Annotated in this window: 27 protein-coding genes, 1 tRNA gene and 2 pseudogenes; 11 read left to right on the top strand and 19 right to left on the bottom strand. The window is 59.2% G+C overall.

What is annotated here, in order from left to right; all coding sequences use genetic code 11:
* Window positions 1–33: 33 nt before the first annotated feature.
* Window positions 34–504: pseudogene (locus tag BLW22_RS36000) on the top strand (response regulator transcription factor); the annotation flags it as partial.
* Complete coding sequence (locus tag BLW22_RS35995) at window positions 505–1,368, top strand: ATP-binding protein (RefSeq protein ID WP_413038078.1); 864 nt, start codon at window positions 505–507, stop codon at window positions 1,366–1,368.
* A gap of 119 nt (window positions 1,369–1,487) precedes the next feature.
* On the opposite strand, the gene BLW22_RS14330 is transcribed toward BLW22_RS35995, so the two are convergent.
* A complete protein-coding gene (locus tag BLW22_RS14330; protein ID WP_065927461.1) occupies window positions 1,488–2,321 on the bottom strand; it encodes a glycosyltransferase family 2 protein in 834 nt (277 codons plus the stop codon).
* Between the two features lie 320 nt (window positions 2,322–2,641).
* On the opposite strand from BLW22_RS14330, the gene BLW22_RS34475 reads away from it, so the two are divergent.
* On the top strand, window positions 2,642–2,989 hold the full coding sequence (locus tag BLW22_RS34475) for a hypothetical protein (RefSeq protein ID WP_143045135.1): 348 nt from the start codon (window positions 2,642–2,644) through the stop codon (window positions 2,987–2,989).
* 98 nt (window positions 2,990–3,087) lie between these two features.
* Here the strand turns inward: BLW22_RS34475 and BLW22_RS14325 are convergent, their stop codons facing one another.
* The gene (locus BLW22_RS14325; RefSeq protein WP_074846839.1) at window positions 3,088–3,636 is read right to left on the bottom strand and encodes a thioesterase family protein; all 549 of its coding nucleotides are present in this window, start codon (window positions 3,634–3,636) and stop codon (window positions 3,088–3,090) included.
* Between the two features lie 502 nt (window positions 3,637–4,138).
* Between BLW22_RS14325 and BLW22_RS14320 the strand changes: the two genes are divergently transcribed.
* Entirely contained in the window at window positions 4,139–4,546 is a 408-nt protein-coding gene (locus BLW22_RS14320; RefSeq protein WP_074846838.1) for a hypothetical protein, read from the top strand.
* 184 nt (window positions 4,547–4,730) lie between these two features.
* Here BLW22_RS14320 and BLW22_RS14315 read toward each other — a convergent pair whose 3' ends face one another.
* The 5 genes from BLW22_RS14315 to BLW22_RS14300 form a co-directional block, all read right to left on the bottom strand.
* A complete protein-coding gene (locus tag BLW22_RS14315; RefSeq protein ID WP_074846837.1) occupies window positions 4,731–5,096 on the bottom strand; it encodes a hypothetical protein in 366 nt (121 codons plus the stop codon).
* 306 nt (window positions 5,097–5,402) lie between these two features.
* Window positions 5,403–5,843, bottom strand: a complete 441-nt coding sequence (locus BLW22_RS34470) for a hypothetical protein (protein ID WP_143045134.1) — start codon at window positions 5,841–5,843, stop codon at window positions 5,403–5,405.
* Window positions 5,844–5,910: 67 nt separating this feature from the next.
* Window positions 5,911–6,348: a hypothetical protein gene (locus BLW22_RS14310; RefSeq protein WP_074846836.1), complete on the bottom strand. Its 438-nt coding sequence runs from the start codon at window positions 6,346–6,348 to the stop codon at window positions 5,911–5,913.
* A gap of 53 nt (window positions 6,349–6,401) precedes the next feature.
* Window positions 6,402–6,707: an NIPSNAP family protein gene (locus BLW22_RS14305; protein WP_074846835.1), complete on the bottom strand. Its 306-nt coding sequence runs from the start codon at window positions 6,705–6,707 to the stop codon at window positions 6,402–6,404.
* 183 nt (window positions 6,708–6,890) lie between these two features.
* Window positions 6,891–6,977: transfer RNA gene (locus BLW22_RS14300), tRNA-Leu, on the bottom strand.
* Between the two features lie 251 nt (window positions 6,978–7,228).
* Between BLW22_RS14300 and BLW22_RS14295 the strand changes: the two genes are divergently transcribed.
* Together BLW22_RS14295 and BLW22_RS14290 are read left to right on the top strand one after the other, a co-directional pair.
* Window positions 7,229–7,666, top strand: coding sequence for a hypothetical protein (locus BLW22_RS14295; protein ID WP_235865590.1), 438 nt, complete (start codon window positions 7,229–7,231; stop codon window positions 7,664–7,666).
* A gap of 95 nt (window positions 7,667–7,761) precedes the next feature.
* Window positions 7,762–7,953: a hypothetical protein gene (locus tag BLW22_RS14290; protein WP_027606617.1), complete on the top strand. Its 192-nt coding sequence runs from the start codon at window positions 7,762–7,764 to the stop codon at window positions 7,951–7,953.
* Between the two features lie 44 nt (window positions 7,954–7,997).
* Here the strand turns inward: BLW22_RS14290 and BLW22_RS14285 are convergent.
* Window positions 7,998–8,192 (bottom strand): annotated as a pseudogene (locus BLW22_RS14285) (hypothetical protein); the annotation flags it as partial.
* Window positions 8,193–8,308: 116 nt separating this feature from the next.
* On the opposite strand from BLW22_RS14285, the gene BLW22_RS14280 reads away from it, so the two are divergent.
* Window positions 8,309–8,767, top strand: a complete 459-nt coding sequence (locus BLW22_RS14280; protein WP_065927465.1) for a GFA family protein — start codon at window positions 8,309–8,311, stop codon at window positions 8,765–8,767.
* A 2-nt stretch (window positions 8,768–8,769) separates the two neighbouring features.
* Here BLW22_RS14280 and BLW22_RS14275 read toward each other — a convergent pair whose 3' ends face one another.
* The 8 genes from BLW22_RS14275 to BLW22_RS14240 form a co-directional block, all read right to left on the bottom strand.
* Window positions 8,770–9,297, bottom strand: coding sequence for a DinB family protein (locus tag BLW22_RS14275; protein ID WP_065927466.1), 528 nt, complete (start codon window positions 9,295–9,297; stop codon window positions 8,770–8,772).
* A gap of 94 nt (window positions 9,298–9,391) precedes the next feature.
* On the bottom strand, window positions 9,392–10,213 hold the full coding sequence (locus BLW22_RS14270; RefSeq protein WP_074846834.1) for a hypothetical protein: 822 nt from the start codon (window positions 10,211–10,213) through the stop codon (window positions 9,392–9,394).
* A gap of 19 nt (window positions 10,214–10,232) precedes the next feature.
* Complete coding sequence (locus tag BLW22_RS14265) at window positions 10,233–10,580, bottom strand: DUF2493 domain-containing protein (RefSeq protein ID WP_065927468.1); 348 nt, start codon at window positions 10,578–10,580, stop codon at window positions 10,233–10,235.
* 65 nt (window positions 10,581–10,645) lie between these two features.
* Window positions 10,646–13,360, bottom strand: coding sequence for a magnesium-translocating P-type ATPase (gene mgtA, locus BLW22_RS14260; protein WP_074846833.1), 2,715 nt, complete (start codon window positions 13,358–13,360; stop codon window positions 10,646–10,648).
* 725 nt (window positions 13,361–14,085) lie between these two features.
* Window positions 14,086–14,697, bottom strand: coding sequence for a LysE family transporter (locus BLW22_RS14255; RefSeq protein WP_027606610.1), 612 nt, complete (start codon window positions 14,695–14,697; stop codon window positions 14,086–14,088).
* An 84-nt stretch (window positions 14,698–14,781) separates the two neighbouring features.
* Window positions 14,782–15,267 (bottom strand): arsenate reductase ArsC, encoded by a 486-nt coding sequence (locus BLW22_RS14250; protein ID WP_065946958.1) that lies wholly within the window; start codon window positions 15,265–15,267, stop codon window positions 14,782–14,784.
* Window positions 15,268–15,280: 13 nt separating this feature from the next.
* Window positions 15,281–16,564, bottom strand: a complete 1,284-nt coding sequence (locus tag BLW22_RS14245) for an arsenic transporter (protein WP_074846832.1) — start codon at window positions 16,562–16,564, stop codon at window positions 15,281–15,283.
* 19 nt (window positions 16,565–16,583) lie between these two features.
* Complete coding sequence (locus tag BLW22_RS14240; protein ID WP_065927472.1) at window positions 16,584–16,940, bottom strand: metalloregulator ArsR/SmtB family transcription factor; 357 nt, start codon at window positions 16,938–16,940, stop codon at window positions 16,584–16,586.
* 176 nt (window positions 16,941–17,116) lie between these two features.
* Between BLW22_RS14240 and BLW22_RS14235 the strand changes: the two genes are divergently transcribed.
* From BLW22_RS14235 to BLW22_RS14220, 4 genes are all read left to right on the top strand, one after another.
* Entirely contained in the window at window positions 17,117–17,332 is a 216-nt protein-coding gene (locus BLW22_RS14235) for a hypothetical protein (protein WP_025856028.1), read from the top strand.
* Between the two features lie 71 nt (window positions 17,333–17,403).
* Complete coding sequence (locus BLW22_RS14230; RefSeq protein WP_027606606.1) at window positions 17,404–18,099, top strand: AzlC family ABC transporter permease; 696 nt, start codon at window positions 17,404–17,406, stop codon at window positions 18,097–18,099.
* Window positions 18,096–18,407, top strand: a complete 312-nt coding sequence (locus BLW22_RS14225) for an AzlD domain-containing protein (protein ID WP_065927473.1) — start codon at window positions 18,096–18,098, stop codon at window positions 18,405–18,407. The genes BLW22_RS14230 and BLW22_RS14225 overlap by 4 nt, the downstream gene beginning before the upstream one ends.
* Before the next feature lie 170 nt (window positions 18,408–18,577).
* Window positions 18,578–18,931, top strand: coding sequence for a hypothetical protein (locus BLW22_RS14220; RefSeq protein WP_027606604.1), 354 nt, complete (start codon window positions 18,578–18,580; stop codon window positions 18,929–18,931).
* Between the two features lie 144 nt (window positions 18,932–19,075).
* Here BLW22_RS14220 and BLW22_RS14215 read toward each other — a convergent pair whose 3' ends face one another.
* The 3 genes from BLW22_RS14215 to BLW22_RS14205 all read right to left on the bottom strand — a co-directional run bounded on the left by BLW22_RS14215 (window position 19,076) and on the right by BLW22_RS14205 (window position 22,646).
* Window positions 19,076–19,780, bottom strand: a complete 705-nt coding sequence (locus BLW22_RS14215; RefSeq protein ID WP_065946959.1) for a YoaK family protein — start codon at window positions 19,778–19,780, stop codon at window positions 19,076–19,078.
* A gap of 69 nt (window positions 19,781–19,849) precedes the next feature.
* Window positions 19,850–21,472 carry an ABC-F family ATP-binding cassette domain-containing protein gene (locus BLW22_RS14210; RefSeq protein ID WP_074846831.1) on the bottom strand — a complete coding sequence of 541 codons (1,623 nt, stop codon included), beginning with the start codon at window positions 21,470–21,472 and terminating at the stop codon, window positions 19,850–19,852.
* 124 nt (window positions 21,473–21,596) lie between these two features.
* Window positions 21,597–22,646 carry a DNA topoisomerase IB gene (locus BLW22_RS14205; RefSeq protein ID WP_074846830.1) on the bottom strand — a complete coding sequence of 350 codons (1,050 nt, stop codon included), beginning with the start codon at window positions 22,644–22,646 and terminating at the stop codon, window positions 21,597–21,599.
* Between the last annotated feature and the right edge of the window lies 1 nt (window position 22,647).

The raw sequence follows: 22,647 nt of genomic DNA, 5'->3' as shown, positions 1-22,647 counted from the left end.
GGTCATCTGCATGAGGGATCGTCATCCACCGCAATGATCACAACCGAGCAGCGCCACTTGCTGTTCGATGACGGCCGCCGTGGCAGTAGCAACGACCAGGCGTCCATGGGCGATGCAGACAACGAGCAGCACCCGGAACGCACCTCGCAGTCCAGGGTCCTGGTGGTCGATGACAGCCCGGAAATGCTTGGCTACCTCAGCGAGCTTTTGCGCGACGACTACAGCGTCATCACCGCCGCTGATGGAGAGCAGGCCTGGGCCATGCTGCAGCGTCAACCGATCAATGTCGTTCTCTCGGATGTGATGATGCCGGAGCTTGACGGCTTTGGCCTGACCGCCAGAATCAAGGCGAGCGCCGGTTTTGCCCATCTGCCCGTCATCCTGTTGACCGCCCGCGGCGGCAGCGAGGCTTGCATCTCCGGGCTGGAGAGTGGCGCCGATGACTATATCGCCAAACCTTTCTCGCCATTGGAGCTCAAGGCTCGCGTACGCGCGGCGCTACGCATGAGCCAGGTGCAATCCGAACTGAATGCGAAATCCCGTCAGGCGGGCATGGCCGAGATCGCCACGACGGTGCTGCACAATGTCGGCAACGTCCTCAACAGCGTGAACGTTTCGGCCGAGTTGGTCAGCAGCCAGATGCGCACCTCCAAGGCCCAGGGCCTGGGCAAGGTGGCGCAGATGATGAACGAACACATCCATGAGCTGAGCGATTTTCTCACCCAGGACCAGAGGGGAAAGATGCTGCCCGACTACCTGCTCAAGCTGGCGAAGGCGGTGGCGGCAGAGCAGCAGGGCATCATCGAAGAGCTCGAGCAACTCACCAAAGGCATTGACCACATCAAGACCATTGTCGCTGCCCAGCAGTCCTATGCCGTTGCCGTCAGTGTCGTCGAGACAATACCGGTCTCGGAATTAATCGATGATGCCTGGCGCATGAGTGCCGGCTCACGGATGAATCAGGAGGTGACGGTGGTCAAGGACATTGCCGACTTGCCCCTGCTGTCGCTGGACCGGCACCGGGTGCTGCTGATTCTGGTAAACCTGATCAAAAACGCCAGGCAGGCGTTGGACTGCGTGGTCGATCGCAGCCCGTGCATCACGTTCAGCGCCTCCCTTATCGGTGACGGAGCAGTCTTGCGTATCACGGTGGCCGACAATGGCAACGGGATTACGCCAGAGCACCTGACGCGTATCTTTTCCCATGGCTTCACGACTCGCAAAGACGGTCACGGTTTCGGCCTGCACAGCTGCGCGCTCGCTGCACAGGAAATGGGTGGCAGCTTGACCGTGCACAGCGACGGGGAAGGGCAGGGCGCAACCTTCATCCTCGAGATCCCTCTTGATGCGCAGCAGAGTAAGCGATGAGTATCGAACAAGCGCCCTATGGGCTGGGCCGTGGATAAAGCCCTATCAGGTTCGATTTTCAAGCCAGCTGTGCGCTCCCACTCAGTTCGAATCTCGGGGGCCGGTCTTATCAGCAACCGTCATTTTTCCGTGCTGGTCGTTTTCGCGTCATTTGACGCCTCTTTTTGAAAGCGCAGCAGGGTATCGTGATACGTTTTTCTTCGACGATGGTCCGTGTCATAGCCGCCGTTAGCGGCGACAGTGCCGGCTTGAATATGGTCCAGATAACTGAACAATCTTCGTGCTGACAGAAAGCTGATCGCATAACCCAGCTTGACCATCTTGTCTTGTAGAGCGTATCCCGGTACCCGGTTATCCATCATGAAGCGCAAGTTATGTTGTTTAATTACATCGCAGTTCCATAAGGTGCAAAAACTTTTCAAGTGGGTTTCTCTGAAAGGCTTGGGGTTTTTAGAGGGTAGCCCCACGTAACGCATGAGCGTTCGGTAGTGGTACTTCATCAGTCGAGTACCGAACCGCCAGGCAGTTCTTAAAAAACCGCGATTGATCTGTTCTGTACAACCGACTGCCACTGTACGCGGCGTTGCAGTACTTTGGCTCATCATCATGCTGAACACATCGGTATCAAATACAAATGTGTCCGTATGAAGCAGGAATAAGTACGGAGTTTCAACGTATCCCAAAATCAGATCAAGGGCTTTACCATGCGCGATGTATCCGGCCTCTCGAGGGTGGGGAATCCGCTCTACCAAGTTGATCCAGTCAAGTGTCCGCAGGTAGTGGGTGCTTTCATCGGCGGAACCGTTATCCACTACCCAGACCGGAACTTGATGGTATATAGCGTAGTCGCGTAGCAATCCTAAGCAAAGGCGTGTCATGTGCAGCGTTTTATAATTAACCAGGGCGATACTGTACGAGGCATGTTTTGCCGAATGAGCGTTGTCGTCAGGCATTAGTCAAACACTCCAGAATGATATATCGGTAGTGCGTCGTTTTCGACTGGGCCGGCAGGCTTGATGGTGCGCCATCACCTCATGAGTGGCCGGGGGCAGGAGAGGCGCATCAGCCAAGCTTAATAGGTTGCTCTGTTTGGTAGCGTTAATTTATGGTTAAGGTGGGTAAATAACAGAGTGGGAAGTAACTCGGAGTGCTCGTGGTATTTACCATTACCTTACCGACTTCTGACATTTTTCAGGCTGGCTACGTCGTAAGCTTGTTCGTGATAGTGCGCAGTAGTGCTGGCACTGCGTAACCGATAAAAGTGGAGATGGTTATGTTGAGTAAACAATTCGCCAATGGCCCGTGTGCGTCTCGGCAGCTGGAAATATCTGGCTTGCACCAAGACAGTCTTCAGGATCAATTACGTAAGCTCCTCGGTCATGGTTTTAATCTGGTGTTATTTTGCAGCAGCGGCCAATATGGTGGTCGATACTGCCATGTGCAAATACACCATGACAAAAGTGGGATGGAGCTTGAGTTGCATGGCGTATTCGACGAACGCTTCGTGCATGAGGCGTGCCTGGCCATAGAGGAAATAAAGAAGCAAGTGCGCTTGGTGATAGGGCCACTTCGAGGTATACCAGCACCTGCTCGGAGAAAAGCACATACAGCCCGTTATTGACGAATTACACGGGCTGGCGAAGTTACGCCGCACACGCCAACGGCGGAGCAATCAACGGTCCCAATAGCGCACTGGTCATGGGCTGACTGCATGTCAAGTCAATCATTGGTGCTTTCTTCATCCCTGAGTTGCCGACTCATGGCATCGCAGCTCTGCGCCCACGAGGTCAGCCATTCCGGCATCTCTGGCGACCGTTCGGGCAGTCCCAGTTCTCGAACAAACTCGCTTGGCGGAACAATACCTTTCGCTGAACGGAATAGACCTCGCATTACGACAACGCCGATCACTCTGCCTTTACTCACAAATCGATGCTCCATGAAGCTCCACTTGTCGTCCCAGCCAAGCATCCTTGTGTGGATTTCAAACGCTTCAAACAGTCTAAGCTCGCGACGAAATTTACCCCAAGTATCTCCGACGATGGGCAGCGCCTTTGCTCTAATAGCTACTCGATAGGCGCCACTGCGCAAAACGAAATCCATGCGTCCGACATCGGCCAGGGTGAAATATCGGCCGTTGGTGACATGTCGATTGAAGTCGAGGTCCAGTGGCCAGACGCGCATTCGGATAACGGTCGAATCCAGCGCTTTTGCCGGTTTGCGCCAAGGTCGACGAAGCAGCATGATGAGAAGTCGAAACCAGAGATTCATACAGACGCCGATAGTTGAATGATTGGCGTACTTTAAAGTGCTGAGGGCTGAGCCAGGTAGGTCCCTAAATGACTTAATTCTGCGCAAAAGTACATTCCGATCACTCATTCTATGGTTTAAGTCTTTCGAGCGGGTTTCGCAGGCGCCAGTTTCACAAGCATTTCGATCAAATCACGCCCGTGCCCAATCCGCCGCTCTTTGAACATTATTCTCGCTATCGTGATGCTCTCCCTGGGCCAGAATTCATGAAGACGAGGAAACGCTCGGAAGTACCGAGTCGGGATGTTTCCCGGAAATAACGCTAGTGAATCTCGCGGCTTCGTGAGCATCAACAGTTGTTCATCCGCACAGGCCGGGATAGGGAAGGCGACTTCGCTGGACGGTTACGCACAGTCATTTCGTTTACCTCAGGTAAACGCCGCCCTCCAGTGAGTGGTTGGTGGCAATTTGATATGGTTTGGGGTTGAATGCTGCACTCATCCACATGGATTTGGAGGCTGGTATGTCGAAGGCGCGCGCGTTGCGATTATTCGGATTGGCTCTGATGATCACTCTCACCAGTGGTTGCATCTGCTACACCGAAAAAGCAGCGGAAGGGCTACCGGATTCTGACGTTGCGCGTATCGGTCTAACTGACAAGTCACTGTTCATTGCCACCATTGATGGCCGTAAAACCAATTTCGCGCTTGCTACCCAAACAGTATATCGACTCACTGCCGGTAGACATCGACTGGAACTCAGGCATTGGGCGGGCACCACCGTTTCTCTGGATCGAAAGTTCCGTGACGTTAATCTTGTCGCTGGCCGCACATACAAGCTCACAACCGCCCCGAGTAATACTTGGTGGGACATGATCATTGTCGACACGAGCACTGGGGCGCGAGTAGATGAGTACGTCCCGTCCAAGTAATCGCCAGGCTGCTGCGTCCGGTAAGGTTCAGGATTAAAGCCAGCAATGCTGATGTATTTGCCAAATGTCCAGCCGCTACTGCAAACGTGTTTTCGCTCATTTGACCTCCAGGTCATAAGTGCGCCGATATTGGCACTCCCCCATTCCTTGGGCTGCGGGCGAGGGGCTGGAGAAATCCATAAATTCAAAGACCAAGATCCATCCCTAGCAACTCGCCTTTGAGCCTGATCGGGCTACTACAATCAGGATTGTTCTCTCTAGCCGATAGGTAGTGGGCTAACTCATTTCCTAATTCGGCTGACCGTAAAGGATCTTCGTTTTCTAAAGGTGCTATGAGATCCATAATTTCTTGCAGATTCGAAAGTCGATGAGCGAAACGTTCGTTGCCCTTGAGAGCGTTTATCCGTTCCGCTGAAAGAGATAGGCGCATGCCCTCGCGGTCCTTGAAATCTTCAATTTCTAACATGATCGCGTAGCGCAGCCCACGGATCCACTGATGATCTTTGGCGGGTGCTACAGAGAATTGTCTTATCTTGTCACCTATTGCCATGGCTTCCTCATGCGCTCGATAAATTAGTGTGGCGCAACGCTATCATTTCGTAATGGACGTAGTTACTGGCATTCCATACACACTGGATGCCTGGCCAGGAAGATTGTAGATTCAGCCCTAAAGGATGATGCAAACCCGTGGAGTGGATTTTTTGCGCAAACTGATTGTTGTGCTTATGCTCGGTTTTCCGTGCAGTTTTCCCGCAATCGCTGGTGATGGCAGGGCGGTCAAGGTTTCGGCCTTTGGAGTAATTGTTTCATCGAGCCTAGCTGTGACTCTTTTCCCCGTTACGCTTACCGAAGACAGTCAAGAAAGTAGCCGCAATAGTTCAAAGAGAGGCGACACAAAGATAGTTGCCGCATCGCAATGATGCTGCAGCTTTCGTCGCGAGTGATGGGGCTTCTCGCTCACGATTGCAAAGCCTGCGCCAATTAAGGCTCCATGAAAGCTGAAGAAGTAACCCAGCCAAGCCATGGAATCAGCGTTCCTACCAGAAAACCAGAAGGCGAAAACACTCAAATACAGGGCCAACGCTATAGCTATTCCGCCCACTGATTCTCGGGAGGTCTTGCACGCCAGAGCCAGAGCAAGCACGGCTGCTTGCGGTAACCAGAGGTATGTAAAATTACCCAGGAAATACTCGTTTTTAGGGCTTATGTAGACGGCAACGGCTAGGCCCAGAGCAATACCTACTACTGCTATTGATATACCGGTAGATCTTGCTGCGTCCTTTTCTGCTGAACTCATTCCTCGTGACCTTTGTGACGTGCCGAAGGTGCAAAACGCCATGACCGAGTTGCAATGTCATCCCGTTTTACGAGCTTGCGGTCAGTGAGCGTCTTTTATCACGTTGAAGTTCAATAACAGAGGTGGCGGCAAGCCATGCAAAAGAAAGCATCCAAACGTAAAATCCGTAGCTGTAGCTTGTGATGCTTATCCTTCCGGCGCCATCGTTCCAGATGCTGGTGTAGGAGAACGAGGTTAGGCCCATCGCGATTGCTATGATTGAGCAAATCAGCGACTTTCTTGCATTCCTGTATAGATACGCCGGTATGAACGCGATGTTTGCAAGCCACGCGATGCCTCCGTCCATGACCGCAAGAATACCTGACAGCAAAATATGCCAGCCATATGAGTATGGGCTTACGTCGAAAACCTCATGATGCTCGTTTGTAGCCGGCAGCATCAGGCTCAGGCCGTAAAGCGCGAGAGCGAAGTCTTTCAACTCAAACTGGAGTGGGCGGATTTTCATCGGCAATCCGTTTTTTTCACGGTATGAAAGAGCCCGGCGGGCCGGGCCCTGGGTCAGTCGAGCACCGGCCGCAAGAAGGTTCTCTCGTAGCTGACGATGAATCGCTTCTCTGTTGCCAGCGCGAATGTGCTGACACATTCCGGATCAGTCTCTGATTCTTTGCGATAGCGCTCATAATCCGAAAGGCTCGGAAAGCTGAAAAGGCAATAGGCGACGTTATTGGCGCCCTCGGCAGGAAGGAAATAACCGTGGTGGGTGCCCCCCATTCGGTTGACTATGCCAATCCATAGTCTCGAATAGTTTTCAAAGGCGGGGATTTGATAGGGGTCAATCTGATACTTCAGATGGCAGGTGATCACGCGAGTCGTCCTTGTCCAGTTTGAATGAGCAGCTTACTGGACATCCATGTGATTGGTAAAACTCGACTGGATGCTAAGTTTTTGCGCAGTTGTATAAAGGGAATTGCGGTGCAGGGTCTAAAATTGCGGAGCCAAAAAGATAAGGGCCTGCATGAAGTTCATCATGCAAGCCCTTGATATATATGGTGCCCGAACCCGGAATCGAACCGGGACGCCCTTACGAGCGGGGGATTTTAAGTCCCATGCGTCTACCAGTTTCGCCATTCGGGCGGTAGCGCGTTGTTACAGGGTTGGGAATATATAGATCCAGGCGCTTCGACGCAAGGTCGGTCTGCCGCTTTCTTGCATGGACGGCGCCTGAAAAAGCTTGGCAGATCAGTGATCTACATCGGCTTTAACAGGCGAACCGGAGGATTCCTACAGTACGGGAACAAGCGGTATAAATGACAGTCATAGCGATATGCCATCTAGGCAATCTGGAAAGGAATCAGTTGATGCTCAGTGTTCGCAGGCGCTATTGGATGGTTATTGCAGGTGTCGTGGGACTGTTGGCCGGTACGGCACAGGCTGGGAGTGCGGTGAAGTGGGGGGATTTCAGCGCGTCAGGCGGTGATCGGTTGACGGGGACTTCGCTGGAGGCGGGCAATCAGTATGTGTTGAAGGCGTCGAGCATTTCGGTGGGGGATATTGAACAGCTGCAGGCTGCGCAGAAACGTACCGAGAGTGAGGTGCAAGGCCTGAAAGGCAAGCTGGAGGGGCAGGACCGCGCGTTCGATGAGTTCAAGCGCAGGGACGGTTCGAGCGCCAGTTCCAGTGACAGCCAGTTGGCGAGCCTCAAGCGCACGGTCGAGGATCAGAACAGCACGATCGAACGGCAGAAAAGCGATATCGAAGGTTTGAAGCGCAGCCTGGATGATCTCAAACGCAGCGTGGATACCTTGAGCAGCAAGGTCAAGTAGCCTGGCCGCATGCGACATGCGGTCGGTCATGAGCCTGGATGCGGGTGTAAGGTAGGGCGTGCAACGCTGGGAAATCTCAGGAAAGCGAGGTGACTATGAGCGCTCCACTGCTGAAGAAGCTGCATCTGAATGGGTACGACATCGTGCAGGTCAATTTCGGGCCATGGCGGGTGTGTACGCCCCAGGATCGGCTGGCGTCCTTCAATTCCCGTGAACAGGCACTGGCGTATGCCGCCACGTTGCCGGGTTACCAGGCACGCAACAGGCCGGTGTCCAATGATGATTGATTGAAAACGAAGCCCCGGTTTGTCCGGGGCTTCTGCGTTTCTGCTTATACGAAAGGCTGTGCGCCGAAGCCGCGGGGCAGGCGCTGTCGCCCTGGCAGATCGGTCAGGCGCTGCGTCCAGGCACTGCGCCAGTCGGTGCTGGTGTGGGTCTTGGCCTGGCGCGAAGCACGGCGTGCGGCGTTGCGCTGGTTGCGGCGCGCTTCCTTGTAGGCATCGGTGTTGCGGCAGGTGCGGCACTTACCTGAGGTTACGACCCCCATGGGCGCAGCAGCGTTCGGTTTTGCCCCTGGACCTGTTCAACACCCCCGCCTCGGCGCTACCCTGCCATGCCACTGATCATGAAAAGGAGTGTGTGATGAGCGTCGAGACCCTGCCCCTGGAAGGCAGTTGCCGTTGTAACCGGGTGCGCTTCAGCGTGAGCCAGGCGCCGGTGATTACCATGGCGTGCCACTGCACCGGCTGCCAGAAGATGACCGCCAGTGCGTTCTCCCTCAGTGCACTGATTCCCGCCAGCGCGTTCACGGTGACCCAGGGCTGCCCGGTGGTCGGCGGCCTGCACGGGGTCGATCGTCACTATTGCTGCCCGCACTGCATGAGCTGGCTGTTTACCCGCCCCCATGGCATCGATGAGTTCGTCAACGTGCGTGCGACGCTGTTGGATAATGCTGCGGAGTACGTGCCCTTTATGGAAACCTGGACCCGCGAAAAACTGGCCTGGGCTACCACGCCGGCAGTCGAAAGCTTCGAGCAGTTGCCGCAACCCGAGGACTTTGCACGGTTGCTGCAGGCCTATGCCGAATTCAGCGCTCGCTGAGTTCAGTCAATCAAGGCGAGCAGGTCCGTATCGCCCACGTCCTGCCCGGCCTGGGTCAGCAGCGTGGTGACCTGGCCTCTATGGTGGGTCTGGTGATTGAAAAAATGCACCAGCAGGGCGCCGAATGTCTTGCTGGCCGCCGCGCCGCGCATGTTGTGGTAGTGCAGGCGATGGTCGAGGTCGGGTTCGCGCAGGGTGTGCACCCAATCGATGATCAATTGGTCCAGCCAACGCCGCCGGGCGGCGAGTTCACCCAGGTCGGCGAACGCCAGTTGCTTGAGGTCCGACGGCGCGGCGATGCTGTTCAGCGGCGCCAGCGTCGCGTAGCCGGCGGGGTGCAGGGCAAAGCGTTTGAGCCAGACGGTGTCGCCCAACGTGAGATGGTTGAGCGTGCCGAAGACCGAGCCGAAAAACGCTTGGCGGTCCACGCGCAACTCATCGTCCGTAAGCCTGGCAGCCGCGTCATAGACCTTGCGGTTCATCCACTGGTTGTAGGTCGCCAGCAGCGTCATTTGTTCGATACGGTCCACGTGCTTTACCCCTCGTTGGCAATGGTGCCGCCATCATAAGGTAATTACCTGGACGACCCGCCACGGCAACTGCACCGGGAGCAGCAGGCCAGGCCTAAAACCTGAGCGTCGCACCGGTGGTCAGCCATTGATTGCGTTCACCGCCCAGGTAGCGCCCGAGCACCAGGTCGACGTCGACAAACTCCCCGAAGTGCAGGCGCGGCCCTGCTTGCCAGGCCTGGTCACCGCCTTCCTGGCCGTAACGTTCAGCGATCAACGTGAGGGCATCCATCAGTTGATACTCGACGCCGGTGCCCCAGCTCAGGCGCTGGTTTTGCTCGCCGTCGTTGTAGGCATGGGCCCAGCCGGCATTCAGGTTCAAGCGCAGGGGCGCCAGCGGTTGCCAGGTCAAGGGGAGGGTGAAGTCGGCGCCGTCGAACCCGTGTCGTCGATCAAGGGCAAGATGCGCCCCGGCGGAGATCGCCATTTCCAGCCCCAGGTCTTGCCGTGACAGCACCTGCGCCTTGAGTTGCGGACTCACCTGGGTCTCGCCCCGGCCTGCGCTGTCGGCCCGTGACAGCGCCGCGCCCCACTGCACCGAAGGCAGTACGCTGAACGTGCACGCGGGAGACAGCGTTGCCGTGTGCGTGTTGCCGGCGTGCCGGTCGGCGCTGTACCAGGCGTCGAGATTGCAGGCACCCGGTGCGTTGATTGCGCCGTCATCGACCACATAGGCGCCACCGGCGGCATGGGCCTTGGACACCAGGGCAATTAACAGGATCGAACCCAGGGTGATACCGATAAACAGCAGGTTGCGCCGCAGCGCCCGCTGTTTTGCCGGCGGCAACAGCAGCAGGGTCTGGCGCGCGCCGCGATAGTGCCGCGCACGGTATTTGGCAAACCCGTCCGGGCGCTTCGGGGTGTGTTTGTTGTGCATGATGCACCTCGCTTGAATGTCAGTTCTCTACGGTCAGCACCGAAATGCCGCTGGCCCTGGCCTGGCAGACCAGCTCCGACGTGTCGTCACCACCTGGCAGCGCGATGACCACATCCGCGCGGCTGTCGGTCAGCATGAAATGGTTGCGCTGGCGCTCCGCCTGCTTGCCGTGGCGTTGCCAGTTGGGCGGGTAGCGCACCACGTCGATGCCGAGTTCCCGCGCCCAGTCCTCGATGGCGCTGCCGAGGAACTGGTTGCCGCCGTGAATCAGCACCTGCACGGGGCGCAGGCGGTGGTAAGCGTCCAGCACTTGGCGGGACTTTTTGCAGTCGGCGTAATGACGACCGGCACAGATCAAGACGCGCATGATCCTATTCCTTGTAATGCACGGTGGCGGCCGGGCGACCGCCACCGTTTAAACGGCGGGGGAACTCAGTACCACTGCTTGAAGCGGCGGATGTAGAGGGTTTTCATCAGTTGGGCCACGCAGCAATAGCTGAGCAGCGTGCCGACCAGCCACGGGAAGTACGCCAGCGGCAGCGGTTGCAGGCCCACCAGGGCGCCCAGGGGCGAGAACGGTACGTAGATGCCCAGCGCAATCACCACGCCGGTCATCATCAGCACCGGCCATGCCGCCGTGCTCTGGAAGAACGGAATCTTGCGGGTGCGCAGCATGTGCACCACCAGGGTTTGCGAGAGCAGGCCCTCGATAAACCAGCCGGACTGGAACAGGGTCTGCATTTCCACGCTGTTGGCGGCGAACACGTACCACATCAGGGCAAAGGTGGTGATGTCGAAGATCGACGAGGTCGGCCCGATCCAGATCATGAAGCGGCCGATGTTCCTGGCGTCCCACTTGCGCGGTTTGGCCAGGTACTCCTTGTCCATCTTGTCCCACGGCAGGGCCAGTTGGGAGATGTCGTACATCAGGTTCTGCAGCAGCAGGTGAATCGACAGCATCGGCAGGAACGGGATGAATGCACTGGCCACCAGCACCGAAAACACGTTGCCGAAGTTGGAACTGGCGGTCATGTTCAGGTACTTCATGATATTGCCGAAGGTTTCGCGGCCTTTGAGCACGCCTTCTTCCAGCACCATCAGGCTCTTTTCGAGCAGGATGATGTCGGCCGATTCCTTGGCGATGTCCGTGCCGCTGTCTACCGAGATACCCACGTCGGCATCCCGCAATGCCGGTGCGTCGTTGATGCCGTCGCCGAGGAAGCCGACGGTGTGGCCGTTGGCTTGCAGGGCCTTGAGCACCCGGGATTTCTGTAGCGGCGTGAGCTTGGCAAATACCGTGCGCTCCTCCACATGGCGCGCCAGGGTGGCGTCGTCCATAAGCTCGATCTCCACCCCCAACAGCGGCCGGCCTGGTTCGAGGCCGACCTGGCGGCAGATCTTGCTGGTGACCACGGCGTTGTCGCCGGTGAGGACTTTGACCGTCACGCCGATCTGCTGCAGGGCTGCAATCGCCGGGCCGGCGGTTTCCTTGGGCGGATCGAGGAAGGTCAGGAAGCCCTGGATCACCAGGTTGCGCTCATCGGCGGTGGTGTACTGCTGGCGGGCCAGGGCCTTTGGAATGTTGCGCGTGGCCACCACCAGCACGCGGAAGCCGTCTTCGTTGTAGTCATTGGCGATCGCCAGCAACTCCTCGCGGCGGTGCTCATCCAGAGGCACTGCACTGCCGGCCTCCATCACGTGGGTGGCAATGTCCAGCATCTCCTCGACGGCGCCTTTGCACACCAGCAGATGGTCGTGGACAGCGTCCTTGACCACGATGGAGAGGCGACGGCGCACAAAGTCGAACGGCAATTCATCGACCTTGCTGTAGGCAAACGGCAGCTGGAACCTCGGGTTCTGCTCCGAGAACTGCACCACGGCCTGGTCCATCAGGTTTTTCATGCCGCTCTGGTGGTAGCTGTTGAGCCAGGCCAGGGACAGCACCGCATCATCGCGCTGGCCGAAGGCGTTGACGTGATGCTCGAGGATGATCTTGTCCTGGGTCAGGGTGCCGGTCTTGTCGGTGCACAGCACGTCCATCGAGCCGAAGTTCTGGATCGCGTTGAGGCGCTTGACCACTACTTTGCGCTTGGCCATCGCCGTGGCGCCCTTGGCCAGGTTGGCGCTGACGATCATCGGCAGCATTTCCGGGGTCAGGCCCACGGCAACCGCCAGGGCGAACAGGAACGCATCGCCCCAGTCACCCTTGGAGAAGCCGTTGAGGAAGAACACGATCGGTACCATCACCAGCATGAAGCGGATCAGCAGCCAGCTGACGCTGTTCACCCCGCGATCGAATGCGGTCTGTACCCGGGAGCCGACAATCGCCTTGGCCAGGGAGCCAAAGTAGGTGCGCGGCCCGGTCGCCACCACCACAGCTTTGGCGCGGCCGCTGACCACATTGGTGCCCATGAAGCAGATGTTCGGCAGGTCCAGCAGGTTGCCCTGGTCGGCGGCGACCGGCCCGGCGGATTTTTGCGTGACGTCGCCGAGGGTGTCGTACTTCTCCACCGGCAAGGCTTCGCCGGTGAGCACCGCCTGGCTGATAAACAGGTCCCGGGACTCGATCAGGCGGATGTCGGCAGGGATCATGTCACCGGCCGACAACTGCACGATATCGCCGGCCACCAACTCGCGCATCGGCACTTCGCGCAGGGTGGGCTGGCTGCCCACTTGCTCACGGCGCAGCACCGTGGCAGTGGTGCGGACCATGGCTTTCAAGGCTTCGGCGGACTTGGTCGAACGGTGCTCCTGCCAGAAGCGCAGCAGGCTGCTGAGCAGGACCATGGTCATGATGATGACGACCTTGGTGGGATCGGCTTCTTCACCGTCCTGCATCGGCAGCCAGCAGTCGGTGAAAAAGCTGATGCCGCCCAGGGTCAGCAACACGTAGATGAACGGGTTGTTCAGGGCCTGCAGGAATTGCACGATGGCGTGAGGCGGTTTGTCATGGGCCACTTCGTTGTGGCCTTCCCGTTGCAGACGGGCAGTGGCGTCCAGTTCAGTCAGGCCATCCTGGGTGGCGCGTACGTTGGCCAGGGTGGCCGACAGGCCGTTGTGGGCTTCGCGGGCGGCACGCATCGACAGTTTGGTGTCGCTGGCGGTGCCGGTTTTTTTCTGCAGTGGCGTGTTTTTTACGGCGCTCATTGTCTGTGCTCCTGTCGCCAATTCTCGACAAAACATACCCGGTACTTACCTGAATACAGGCGAGCGAAAGCATGCCGAGTCGCTGACTTCGCGATCGGTTTAAATAAGGTGCTTGGATAACTTCTACAGGCGCGTTAGTTATAAGGCGCGCAGCGAACTACAACTGGAAAGTTTCATAAAGAACTCCAGGGACTTAATCAGGAAGTTATTGTTTCAGCGGGATTGAACGGCGCGGGCGCTCAGCACTATCCCAGGCTGAAAAGCGGCGGTCTCTGCGGGTCTTTGGGGGAGGGGGCAACGCAGGGCGTGCGTCGTGGCAGAAAAACCACGCGGGCATGGCAACGCTTGGCTCGCAAGGCTGCGGCCAGTGTGGGTACATCGGGCCAAGCAAGGGTTGGGAAGGTCATAACACACCTCGGGACCGGACGGGCGACCGGCGAGGCAGTTACGGCGGAGCATCAAGCTCCAGCGCAGCTTACCGGACCGGGGAGGCGAGTCCTGTCATGTTCTGGATTGGGCGCCCGACGCCCGCCAGGGCGGTGCTCGGACAGCGACTGGATACTGTGTCCATTGGCTTCTTTTGTGAGGGTTAAAAAAGGCCCCAGTTGCGGGCAGGGGCAATCTACTCAGGCAGTTACAAAATGTCAACGCATGATTAATTAAATAGCCCGGTGTTCAGAGTTCATTCAGACAAGAGGCACTCGAAAGTTACCCGATATATAACTTCATACGCCCTGTGCGGCGAGAACGGCCAGATAGATCAGCACTAAACCGCAGGCGCCATAACTGATGCGTTGCCACATGGGCGATGCATTCTTGCGCAGCAGGTTCACCAGTGCGGCGATCAGAAAGCATGACAGCACCGAAGCCAGCATGAAGCCGGCGAAAAACATCAGCGTCTGCCCATGGCTGGGCGTAGCGCCGACGATGCCTGACAGCGCGCTGCCCAGCGCCCCCCAGTAGACGATGTTTTTCGGGTTGGCCAGGGAAATCGCCGCGCCCACGGCCAGCGCATTTTGTCGGGTGCTGGCCGGTGCATCATCGGCTTCGGGCAAGTGCCAGGCGTCGATCAGGCTGCGTACGCCCAGCCACGCCAGGTACAGGGCGCAGATGATCGTCAGCGGCACGCGCACGGCGTCATGCTGGATCAGCAGTGCGATGCCGGTGAGGCCGATCACTGCCCACACGGCATCGCCTACCAGCGAGCCAAACTGCACCAGCAAGGCGGGTGTGAAACCGTGGAGCAAGCCACGGCGCAACGTCTCCGCCAGCACCGCACCGGGGGAGAGGCAAAACACAAAGCCGAATACCAGTGCGTAAAAAAAGATCGTCAGCATGCCCGCGTCCTTTCAGGAAAGTGCGAGAGCATACGCTGGCAGAGGGATGGGAATCCATATCGCCGCAGCGGATTCATCCAGCCGTCAGGAGGTGGCCATTTCCAGCAGCGCTATGCGCTCGAGTTCGACCTTGAGCTCGCCAGGGCTGAGGCGGGCAAAGGGCAGGGCGAAAAACGCCCGGCAACGGCTGGCGATGGTCTCCAGCGTGGCATCGAATGCCGCCTGGATGCTGGCCTGGTCACCTTGAACCTCCGAGGGATCTGCCAAGCCCCAATGCGCCTTCACCGCCGGCCCGAAATACACCGGGCAGGCTTCGCCCGCCGCCTTGTCGCAGACGGTGATGACCACATCCGGCGGGCTGTCTTCAAATGCGTCATTGCCCTTGCTGTACAAGCCTTCGGTGCGGATACCCGCCGCCTGCAAGGTGCTCAGGCTGCGCGGCAGGACCTGGCCCTTAGGGAAACTGCCGGAGCTGACCGCGGCAAAACCCTGCGGGGCCAGGTGGTTGAACATCGCTTCGGACAAGATGCTGCGACAGCTGTTGGCGGTGCACATGAACAGGACTTTCATTGCGGTTTCTCCGTTAGATGCTCAGGCGCAACGCGAGGGCGGCGAGGGTGATCAGCAGCACCGGCAAGGTCAGCACAATCCCGACCTTGAAGTAGTAGCCCCAGGTGATGGTGATGCCTTTGCGCGCCAGGATATGCAGCCACAACAGGGTGGCCAGGCTGCCGATGGGGGTGATTTTCGGGCCCAGGTCGCTGCCGATCACGTTGGCGTAGATCATCGCGTCCTTGACCACGCCCACGGCATGGCTGGACTCGATGGACAGCGCGCCGATCAATACCGTCGGCAGGTTGTTCATCGCCGAGGACAACAAGGCCGTCAGCACGCCAGTGCCCATGGCCGCACCCCACACGCCGTAAGTGGCAAAGGTATCGAGCCAGGTCGCCAGGTAGGTGGTGAGGCCGGCGTTACGCAAGCCGTAGACCACCAGGTACATCCCCAGGGAAAAGACCACGATCTGCCACGGGGCTTCCTTCAGCACCTTGCGCGTGGAGATCTTGTGGCCCTTGGCGGCGATCACCAGCAGGAGTACGGCGCACACCGCGGAAATCGCGCTGATGGGAATGCCCAGGGGTTCCAGGGCAAAGCAGCCGATCAACAGGATGCCCAGCACCCACCAGCCGGCGCGGAAGGTGGCGCGGTCGTGGATCGCGCTGGCGGGGTCTGCCAGGTCGGCGGGGTCGTAGGCCTGGGGAATATCGCGGCGGAAGAACCACAGCAGCACCGCCAGGGTGGCGGCGACGCTGACGACGTTGACCGGCACCATGACCGCGGCATAGGCGTTGAAGCCGATCTTGAAGTAGTCCGCCGAGACGATATTCACCAGGTTCGACACCACCAGAGGCAGGCTCGCTGTGTCGGCGATAAATCCCGCGCCCATCACAAACGCCAGGGTCGCCGCCGGGGAAAAGCGCAGTGCCAGCAGCATCGACATCACGATGGGGGTGAGGATCAGCGCCGCGCCGTCGTTGGCAAACAGCGCCGACACCAGGGCGCCGAGCAGCACCATATAGGCAAACAAGCGCCGGCCACGCCCGCGCCCCCAGCGCGCCACATGCAGTGCCGTCCAGGCAAAGAACCCGGCTTCGTCCAGCAGCAGGCTGATGATGATCAGTGCGACAAACGTCCCGGTGGCATTCCAGATGATGTGCCAGACCGCCGGGATATCCGCCAGGCTGATCACGCCACAGGCCAGGGCCAGGATCGCGCCCATCGTGGCGCTCCAGCCCACTCCGAGCCCCTTGGGCTGCCAGATGACCAAGACGATGGTGAAAATAAAAATGGCGACTGCGACAAGCATGAATTAACGCTCCGGTGGCTCAGCAGCAGGTGCTGGCTCGTTGTGGTCTGTCGCCCATTGCATCCAGACGCTGTGCGTCGCTGTGCAACCATGGCTGGTTGGCTTGCAGGGTGATGTCCAGCACCTGGTTCACCCAATCGGGCAGTGCCGGGTTGACGCGGTAGTAGATCCATTGGCCCTGGCGACGATCCAGCAGCACACCGCAACTGCGCAGTTGCGCCAGGTGGCGGGAGATTTTTGGCTGGCTGTCGTCCAAGGCATGGATCAGTTCGCAGACGCAAAGTTCGCCTTCACGCTGAATCAATAGCGTCAGGCGCGCCCGAGTGGCGTCGGCCAGGCATTTGAACAGGGTGGGCGGTGTAAGGGGATCCGACATGACCATTGCCTATATACATATGGAAATTCGAATATACGTATGTCCATATGTTTCGGTCAAATCCTGTTTCAATTGATATGGATCAAACCTCGGGAAAACTGCCACAAGTGATTGAAATTAAAATGAAACACGAATGTCCTAAAGTGCCTCCCCATTGCTGATGAAGGAAGACCCGCGTGACCCGTGCCACTCGCAACCTGCGCAAAACCCTGGATTCCGTCGCGGAAAATAACGAAACCGCGGCATTCGACCTGATGCGTGCCGTTGAAAAACTCGGCGATGAAGTGCTGCGCCAGCGCTTGCTCAACACCATTCACCGGCTCAACCAGGACGCTCACGAACTGCGTGAAGCGCGGGATTCGGTGGAGCAGGTGTCGGTCAGGCTCGCCTGAGCAAGATCGTTCAAGACAAGCTCCATCTTGCGCTGGCATGCTTGTGGACTGTCTGTCGATGAGCCGTTTCCATGCCTGCTGCCTTACCTCATTACGCCTTCGCTCGTGGTGCAATCGCCGTCATTCCCCTGTCCCTGGCCTGTGCACCCTGGGGGCTGCTGGCCGGTTCCATGGCCATCGATGCGCAATTCACGCCACTGCAAGCCCAGGGCTTGTCCGCCATTGTGTTTGCCGGCGCTGCGCAGTTGGTCGCCATTGGCATGGTCAAGAGCGGTGCCAGCCTGATTTCCATCGTGTTGACCACCTTGCTGCTGACCTCCCAGCACCTGCTGTATGGCATGCACCTGCGCCCGATTCTTTCGCCGCTCAAGACCCGCTGGCGCATGAGCCTGGGCTTTCTGCTGACCGATGAGTTCTTTGCTCTGGTCAACCACTATGACCGTGAAACCTTCAATCGCTGGTACGCCCTGGGTGTTGGCCTGACGTTTTACATCGCCTGGAACCTGTTCACCCTGGCCGGCATCGTGCTTGGCAAAAGCATCCCAGGCCTTGATCAGTTGGGCCTGGAGTTCTCCATCGCCGCCACCTTTATCGCGCTGATCACCCCGGTGGTGCGCGACGTGCCGACGGTGGTCTGCGTGGCGGTGTCGTTGTTGTTTTCCGTATGGTTGAGCTTCCTGCACTGGGAGTCGGCCGTGGTGGTGTCGGGTGTGCTCGGCATGAGCGCAGGGTTTTTCTGTAAACGCCTGGGGGTTGGGCAGCGATGATTTACCTGATGATTGTGGCCATGGGCCTGGTGGTTTTTTTCAACCGTTATCTGTTTATCGAGCCGCGCCTGCCGGTGCGCCTCAACCGTGGGGCACGGGAGTTTCTCGGGTTTGCGGTGCCGGGCATGCTCACGGCGATCTGCGGGCCGATTATTTTCCTGGCTGATCACCAGCTCAACCTGAGCCCGGCCAATCCGTATTTGCTGGCCGGTATCTGCGCCGTGGCGCTGATGTTCTGGACGCGTAACGTATTGATGACCGTGCTGCTGAGCATGGGGTTGTTCTACCTGTTTCGCGGGTGGCTCTGAAGCGCAGGCGAAAAAAAGCCCGCGGGAGGGCGGGCAGAAGGACACTTCTAAAAATGAGCCAGGCCACTATAGGCGGCATATTCTCCCTCCACAGTGAAACAAAATTCATGGGGGCGTCAGTCAGCCTTGCGGCAATGGTACAGTCGCGTTTTTTCCAACGAGGCAATGGCATGCACAAGGTGGTAATGGGCGCATTGGTATTGACGGCACTGGCCGGTTGCGCGGGCTCGAAGATGAACGAGGCGCGCCTGGGGGCTCCCTACAAGGCCATGGCATCGGACAAGGCCACGCTGGTGGTTGCCGAGTGCATCCAGTTTGGCTGGCAGGATGAAAGCGTGTTTGGCGTCGACGCCGGTGGCTTCAAAGAGCCGAACGGGGCCGGTGGTTTCACCGTCTACACCACCGGTGGCGATTACTTCGTCGACGTGCAAAGCGCCGGTGCCGGTTCGTCCGTCAAGTACTACGCCGTTGAAGACACGATGCCGGCCAAGCGTCGCTTGGCGGCACTCGCGACCTGTCTGTAATACGTTGCCTTAGTCATTTCAGGAAACGCCCGGCGGGACAGCCGCCGGACATTCGCTTATGATTCAATCCGCCCGCCCGACATAATGGCTCTTTACCAGTACATGGACGTCGAGGCCTTACCGTCGGGCGGGCACCTTTAGTCTTTATCGCGGCATAAAACCCAAATGCCAGCGCCGGGGAATCTTCAGCGACACCAGCCCCAACACGCCCGCCAATACACCGCTGACCACCAGCGCCCTCAGCCCCATGTGCTGCTCCAGCAGCGCGCCAATCACCGCGCCGACAAACATCCCCGCCCACGGAATCAGTTGCACCCGCCAGCCGTTGCGGCGTTCCCCCAGCATCCAGCGTCCCAGCCCGCGCCCAAAGCGTGACAGTGCCCCGGTCACGTAGGTCAGCCCCACCGGCAAGCCGTTGACCTCTTCCACAGCTGCGTTGAGCATGCCCATCGCAATGATCGCCGCCAGCAGCGCCGGCAAGGTGTCGGCGAAGGGCAGCAAGGCTGCGCCGCAGAGCAAGGTGGCGATACACAGCAATAGGGGCAGGGCATGGCGCCGGCTGAGACGGCCGACCACTACGCCCAAGGCGTTACCGGCGACAAATGTGGCGACCAGCAACAGCAGGCGTGCGGTCAAGCCGAGATCCCCCACACTGATGGCCACGGCCAGGCGCGTGGTGTTGCCGCTCATGAACGAAACAAAGTCGCCGCTGGCCATGAAGCCGATGGCGTCAGTCATGCCCGCCAATACCGAAAGGCTGGCCACCAGCATCAGGCCGACGCGGCCGCGCCAGCGCTTTTGATGGGCCAGTGCGGCATTGGCATAAGGCTTTTTGGGCGAAGGCAGCATAGGGCCGGGTTCCTCGGTGAGATTATCCGGCCACTACCCTAGGACGCTTTGATTGCGCGCGCAATGACCTCAGACACACTCCAGGCGCCAACCCTCAGGTTGCCAGAGCAAGCGGTGGGTTGGCCCGAGCGCCTGGATGAACGCCTCATCATGGGATACAACCATCATTGCCCCGCTGAAGCCCTGCAGCGCCTGTTCAAAGGCGATCACCGATTCCAGGTCCAGGTGGTTGGTGGGCTCATCAAGCAACAGCAGTTGCGCGGGTGTTTCACCCCACAGGGCAATCGCCATCGCGGCTTTCAACCGCTCGCCGCCGCTGAGGTGCACGGTCGGTTGGGTGACCCGCCGGGCATCCAGTTGCAGCAAGGCCAGGCGCGTACGCAGTTCGGCTTCGGGCAGCGGTGTGTCGAGCAGGTTGAGCTGTTCGACGAGGGAGCGTCGGTCATCCAGCAGCGCCTGGTGCTGGTCGATATACGCGCAGGGCACCGGCACCGAGCACTCACCGCTGGCGGGCTGGCAGTGGCCGGCCAGTACCTTGAGCAGGGTGGATTTGCCGCAACCATTCGGTCCTTGCACAGCCACGCGCACCGGCCCTGTGAGGTTGAGTGTGAGGGCGGGATGCTCCAGCCAGGGCAACCGGACCTCCGTCAAGGCCACGACCTGTCGGCCATTGGGCACGACCGACCCCGGCAAGGCCAACAGGGTCGGCGTTTCATCCACCACGCGCTCGTAGGCTTGGCGCACCTGTTCATCCAGCGCGTGTTTGTAGGCGTGATGGGCACTGCGCACCGTGGCGACGACTTCGGTGGCGGCGCTTTTCCAGCGCGCCTTGGTAAACCGGTCCACATTGGCTGTCTCTGCGTGCTTGCGGGAGCGCGCCGCCTGGCGTTGCAGGCTGTCATGGTCTTTCTGCACGCGCCGGCGTTCGCGGTTGCGTTCAAGGCGTGCGTGCTCCAGCGCCGCGACGGCGGCGTGTTGTTCGGTGTCGCGCTGCAGGCGATAGGCATCATAGTTGCCGCCGTAGACGTGAGGGCCGAGTGGGGACAGTTCAATGATGCGCCCGAGGGTGTTGAGTATTTTTCGGTCGTGGCTCACCACCACCAGGCCGCCACGCCATTCCTGCAACAGGTGCAGCAGCCACCGGCGGCCGGCGCTGTCGAGGTGGTTGGTGGGCTCATCGAGCACCAGCAGTTGCGGTGCGGCCAGCACGGCGCCGATCAGCCTGAGCCGCGCCAGTTGTCCTCCACTGAGTTGATCGGCCGGCGTATCGACACCCAGCTGCGCAAGGCCTGCCGTATCGAGTGCGGCGCGCAAGCGTTCGGCAAGGTCCCAGCGATTGTCGATCAACTCAAGGTCATCGACCTGCGCCGTCCCTGCCGCCATGCGTGCCAGTGCCGCCAGCACGGGCGTGGTGCCCGTCAGGTCAGAGAGGGTGTCTCCCGCTGCAACCGCCATGTCCTGGGGGACATAGGCCACGCTGGCCGAGCGCTTGAGCGAACCGGAGGAGGGGGACAACACGCCGGCGATCAATTGGGCGAGGATACTTTTGCCCCGTCCATTACGTCCCACAATCCCGGTGGGCGTGTGGTCGATGGACAGGCTCAGGTCGTCCAGCAAGGTCTCGCCATTGGCGAACTGGAAGCACAGGTGTTGCAGGGAAACCAATACGGGCAGCCGGTTGACGTCAGTCATCAGCACCTCCAAAAAATGTCGGACAGGCCAACAAGCGCGCCAGGCGGCTCGTTGCGGGTACATTCTGGAAGGCTTAGTGATTCACGTCGGCGGTCGTCCCGGAAGTCAGAGGGGGGCCAAGAGCCTAACCCGCCTTGGCATTGCCGGGCAAGTCGGCGGCCAGTTGTTCAAGGAACATCGCCAAGGCGACTTCCTCGGCCTTCAGGCCTTTGCGCCCCCGTGGCTTGGGCAATCTGGACAATTCGCCCAGGCTGAAATGCTCCAGCACGGCCGGGTGGATATAACACTTGCGGCACACCGCAGGCGTATTGCCCAGTTGCCTGGCAACATCCTTGACCATCGCCACCACATGTCGCTTGGCGTCGGATTCCGGTTGCCATTCCAACTCCCGCAGCACCGCCAGCGCCATGGCGGTGCCGGCCCAGGTGCGGTAATCCTTGGCAGTGAAGTCGGCACCGGTAAGATCGTGCAGGTAGGCGTTGACGTCATGGGAGCTGACGGTGTGCCGCTCGCCGTCTTCGTCCAGATACTGGAACAGGTTCTGCCCCGGTAACTCCAGGCAGCGCTTGACCACCGTGGCCAGGCGCCGGTCCTTGACGCTGACCTGGTGCTCCACGCCACTCTTGCCGCGAAACTGGAACTGGATCTCGCTGCCTTTGACATCCACATGGCGGTTGCGCAGGGTGGTCAGCCCGTAGGATTTGTTGTCTCGCGCATATTGGGTATTGCCGACACGGATCAGCGTGGCGTCCAGCAGCATCACCACCGTGGCCAGGACTTTTTCGCGCGTGAAGCCGGGTTCGGCGATTTGCGATTCGAGCTGTTTGCGCAGTTTCGGCAGGGCGTTGCCGAACTCCTGCAGCCGCGCGTACTTGTCGCTGTCACGCACCTCACGCCAGCGCGCGTGATAGCGGTATTGCTTGCGTCCACGGGCATCGCGGCCGGTGGCTTGCAGGTGCCCGCGCGGGTCGGCGCAGATCCACACATCGGTATACGCCGGAGGGACGGCGAGGGCGTTCAGGCGCTTGATCTCATCGGCATCCCGGATGCGCTCGCCCTTGGCGTCGAAGTACTGGAACTTGCCGCGCACTCGCTTGCGGCGGATGCCGGGCTGGGTGTCGTCAACGTAATGCAGGTCGCGGGGCAGGTCGGCGGGCAGCGCGGAGTCGGGCATG

The organism is Pseudomonas marginalis (assembly GCF_900105325.1).
Lineage (GTDB): Bacteria > Pseudomonadota > Gammaproteobacteria > Pseudomonadales > Pseudomonadaceae > Aquipseudomonas > Aquipseudomonas marginalis.
This window is presented reverse-complemented; position numbering and strand designations above follow the sequence as displayed.

What these genes read in the sequence shown, in the direction of transcription:
- BLW22_RS14255 (WP_027606610.1), bottom strand. Translation starts at nt 14,697, where the DNA reads ATGCTGACGATCTTTTTTTACGCACTGGTATTCGGCTTTGTGTTTTGC.
- BLW22_RS34470 (WP_143045134.1), bottom strand. Translation starts at nt 5,843, where the DNA reads ATGAGTTCAGCAGAAAAGGACGCAGCAAGATCTACCGGTATATCAATA.
- BLW22_RS14310 (WP_074846836.1), bottom strand. Translation starts at nt 6,348, where the DNA reads ATGAAAATCCGCCCACTCCAGTTTGAGTTGAAAGACTTCGCTCTCGCG.
- BLW22_RS14210 (WP_074846831.1), bottom strand. Translation starts at nt 21,472, where the DNA reads ATGACTGACGTCAACCGGCTGCCCGTATTGGTTTCCCTGCAACACCTG.
- BLW22_RS14290 (WP_027606617.1), top strand. Translation starts at nt 7,762, where the DNA reads ATGAGCGCTCCACTGCTGAAGAAGCTGCATCTGAATGGGTACGACATC.
- BLW22_RS14295 (WP_235865590.1), top strand. Translation starts at nt 7,229, where the DNA reads ATGGTTATTGCAGGTGTCGTGGGACTGTTGGCCGGTACGGCACAGGCT.
- BLW22_RS14230 (WP_027606606.1), top strand. Translation starts at nt 17,404, where the DNA reads ATGCCTGCTGCCTTACCTCATTACGCCTTCGCTCGTGGTGCAATCGCC.
- BLW22_RS14250 (WP_065946958.1), bottom strand. Translation starts at nt 15,267, where the DNA reads ATGAAAGTCCTGTTCATGTGCACCGCCAACAGCTGTCGCAGCATCTTG.
- BLW22_RS14265 (WP_065927468.1), bottom strand. Translation starts at nt 10,580, where the DNA reads ATGCGCGTCTTGATCTGTGCCGGTCGTCATTACGCCGACTGCAAAAAG.
- BLW22_RS14315 (WP_074846837.1), bottom strand. Translation starts at nt 5,096, where the DNA reads ATGGCAATAGGTGACAAGATAAGACAATTCTCTGTAGCACCCGCCAAA.
- BLW22_RS14225 (WP_065927473.1), top strand. Translation starts at nt 18,096, where the DNA reads ATGATTTACCTGATGATTGTGGCCATGGGCCTGGTGGTTTTTTTCAAC.
- BLW22_RS14330 (WP_065927461.1), bottom strand. Translation starts at nt 2,321, where the DNA reads ATGCCTGACGACAACGCTCATTCGGCAAAACATGCCTCGTACAGTATC.
- BLW22_RS14215 (WP_065946959.1), bottom strand. Translation starts at nt 19,780, where the DNA reads ATGCTGCCTTCGCCCAAAAAGCCTTATGCCAATGCCGCACTGGCCCAT.
- mgtA (WP_074846833.1), bottom strand. Translation starts at nt 13,360, where the DNA reads ATGAGCGCCGTAAAAAACACGCCACTGCAGAAAAAAACCGGCACCGCC.
- BLW22_RS14220 (WP_027606604.1), top strand. Translation starts at nt 18,578, where the DNA reads ATGCACAAGGTGGTAATGGGCGCATTGGTATTGACGGCACTGGCCGGT.
- BLW22_RS14245 (WP_074846832.1), bottom strand. Translation starts at nt 16,564, where the DNA reads ATGCTTGTCGCAGTCGCCATTTTTATTTTCACCATCGTCTTGGTCATC.
- BLW22_RS35995 (WP_413038078.1), top strand. Translation starts at nt 505, where the DNA reads ATGAGCCAGGTGCAATCCGAACTGAATGCGAAATCCCGTCAGGCGGGC.
- BLW22_RS14280 (WP_065927465.1), top strand. Translation starts at nt 8,309, where the DNA reads ATGAGCGTCGAGACCCTGCCCCTGGAAGGCAGTTGCCGTTGTAACCGG.
- BLW22_RS14320 (WP_074846838.1), top strand. Translation starts at nt 4,139, where the DNA reads ATGTCGAAGGCGCGCGCGTTGCGATTATTCGGATTGGCTCTGATGATC.
- BLW22_RS14205 (WP_074846830.1), bottom strand. Translation starts at nt 22,646, where the DNA reads ATGCCCGACTCCGCGCTGCCCGCCGACCTGCCCCGCGACCTGCATTAC.
- BLW22_RS14270 (WP_074846834.1), bottom strand. Translation starts at nt 10,213, where the DNA reads ATGCACAACAAACACACCCCGAAGCGCCCGGACGGGTTTGCCAAATAC.
- BLW22_RS14325 (WP_074846839.1), bottom strand. Translation starts at nt 3,636, where the DNA reads ATGAATCTCTGGTTTCGACTTCTCATCATGCTGCTTCGTCGACCTTGG.
- BLW22_RS34475 (WP_143045135.1), top strand. Translation starts at nt 2,642, where the DNA reads ATGTTGAGTAAACAATTCGCCAATGGCCCGTGTGCGTCTCGGCAGCTG.
- BLW22_RS14240 (WP_065927472.1), bottom strand. Translation starts at nt 16,940, where the DNA reads ATGTCGGATCCCCTTACACCGCCCACCCTGTTCAAATGCCTGGCCGAC.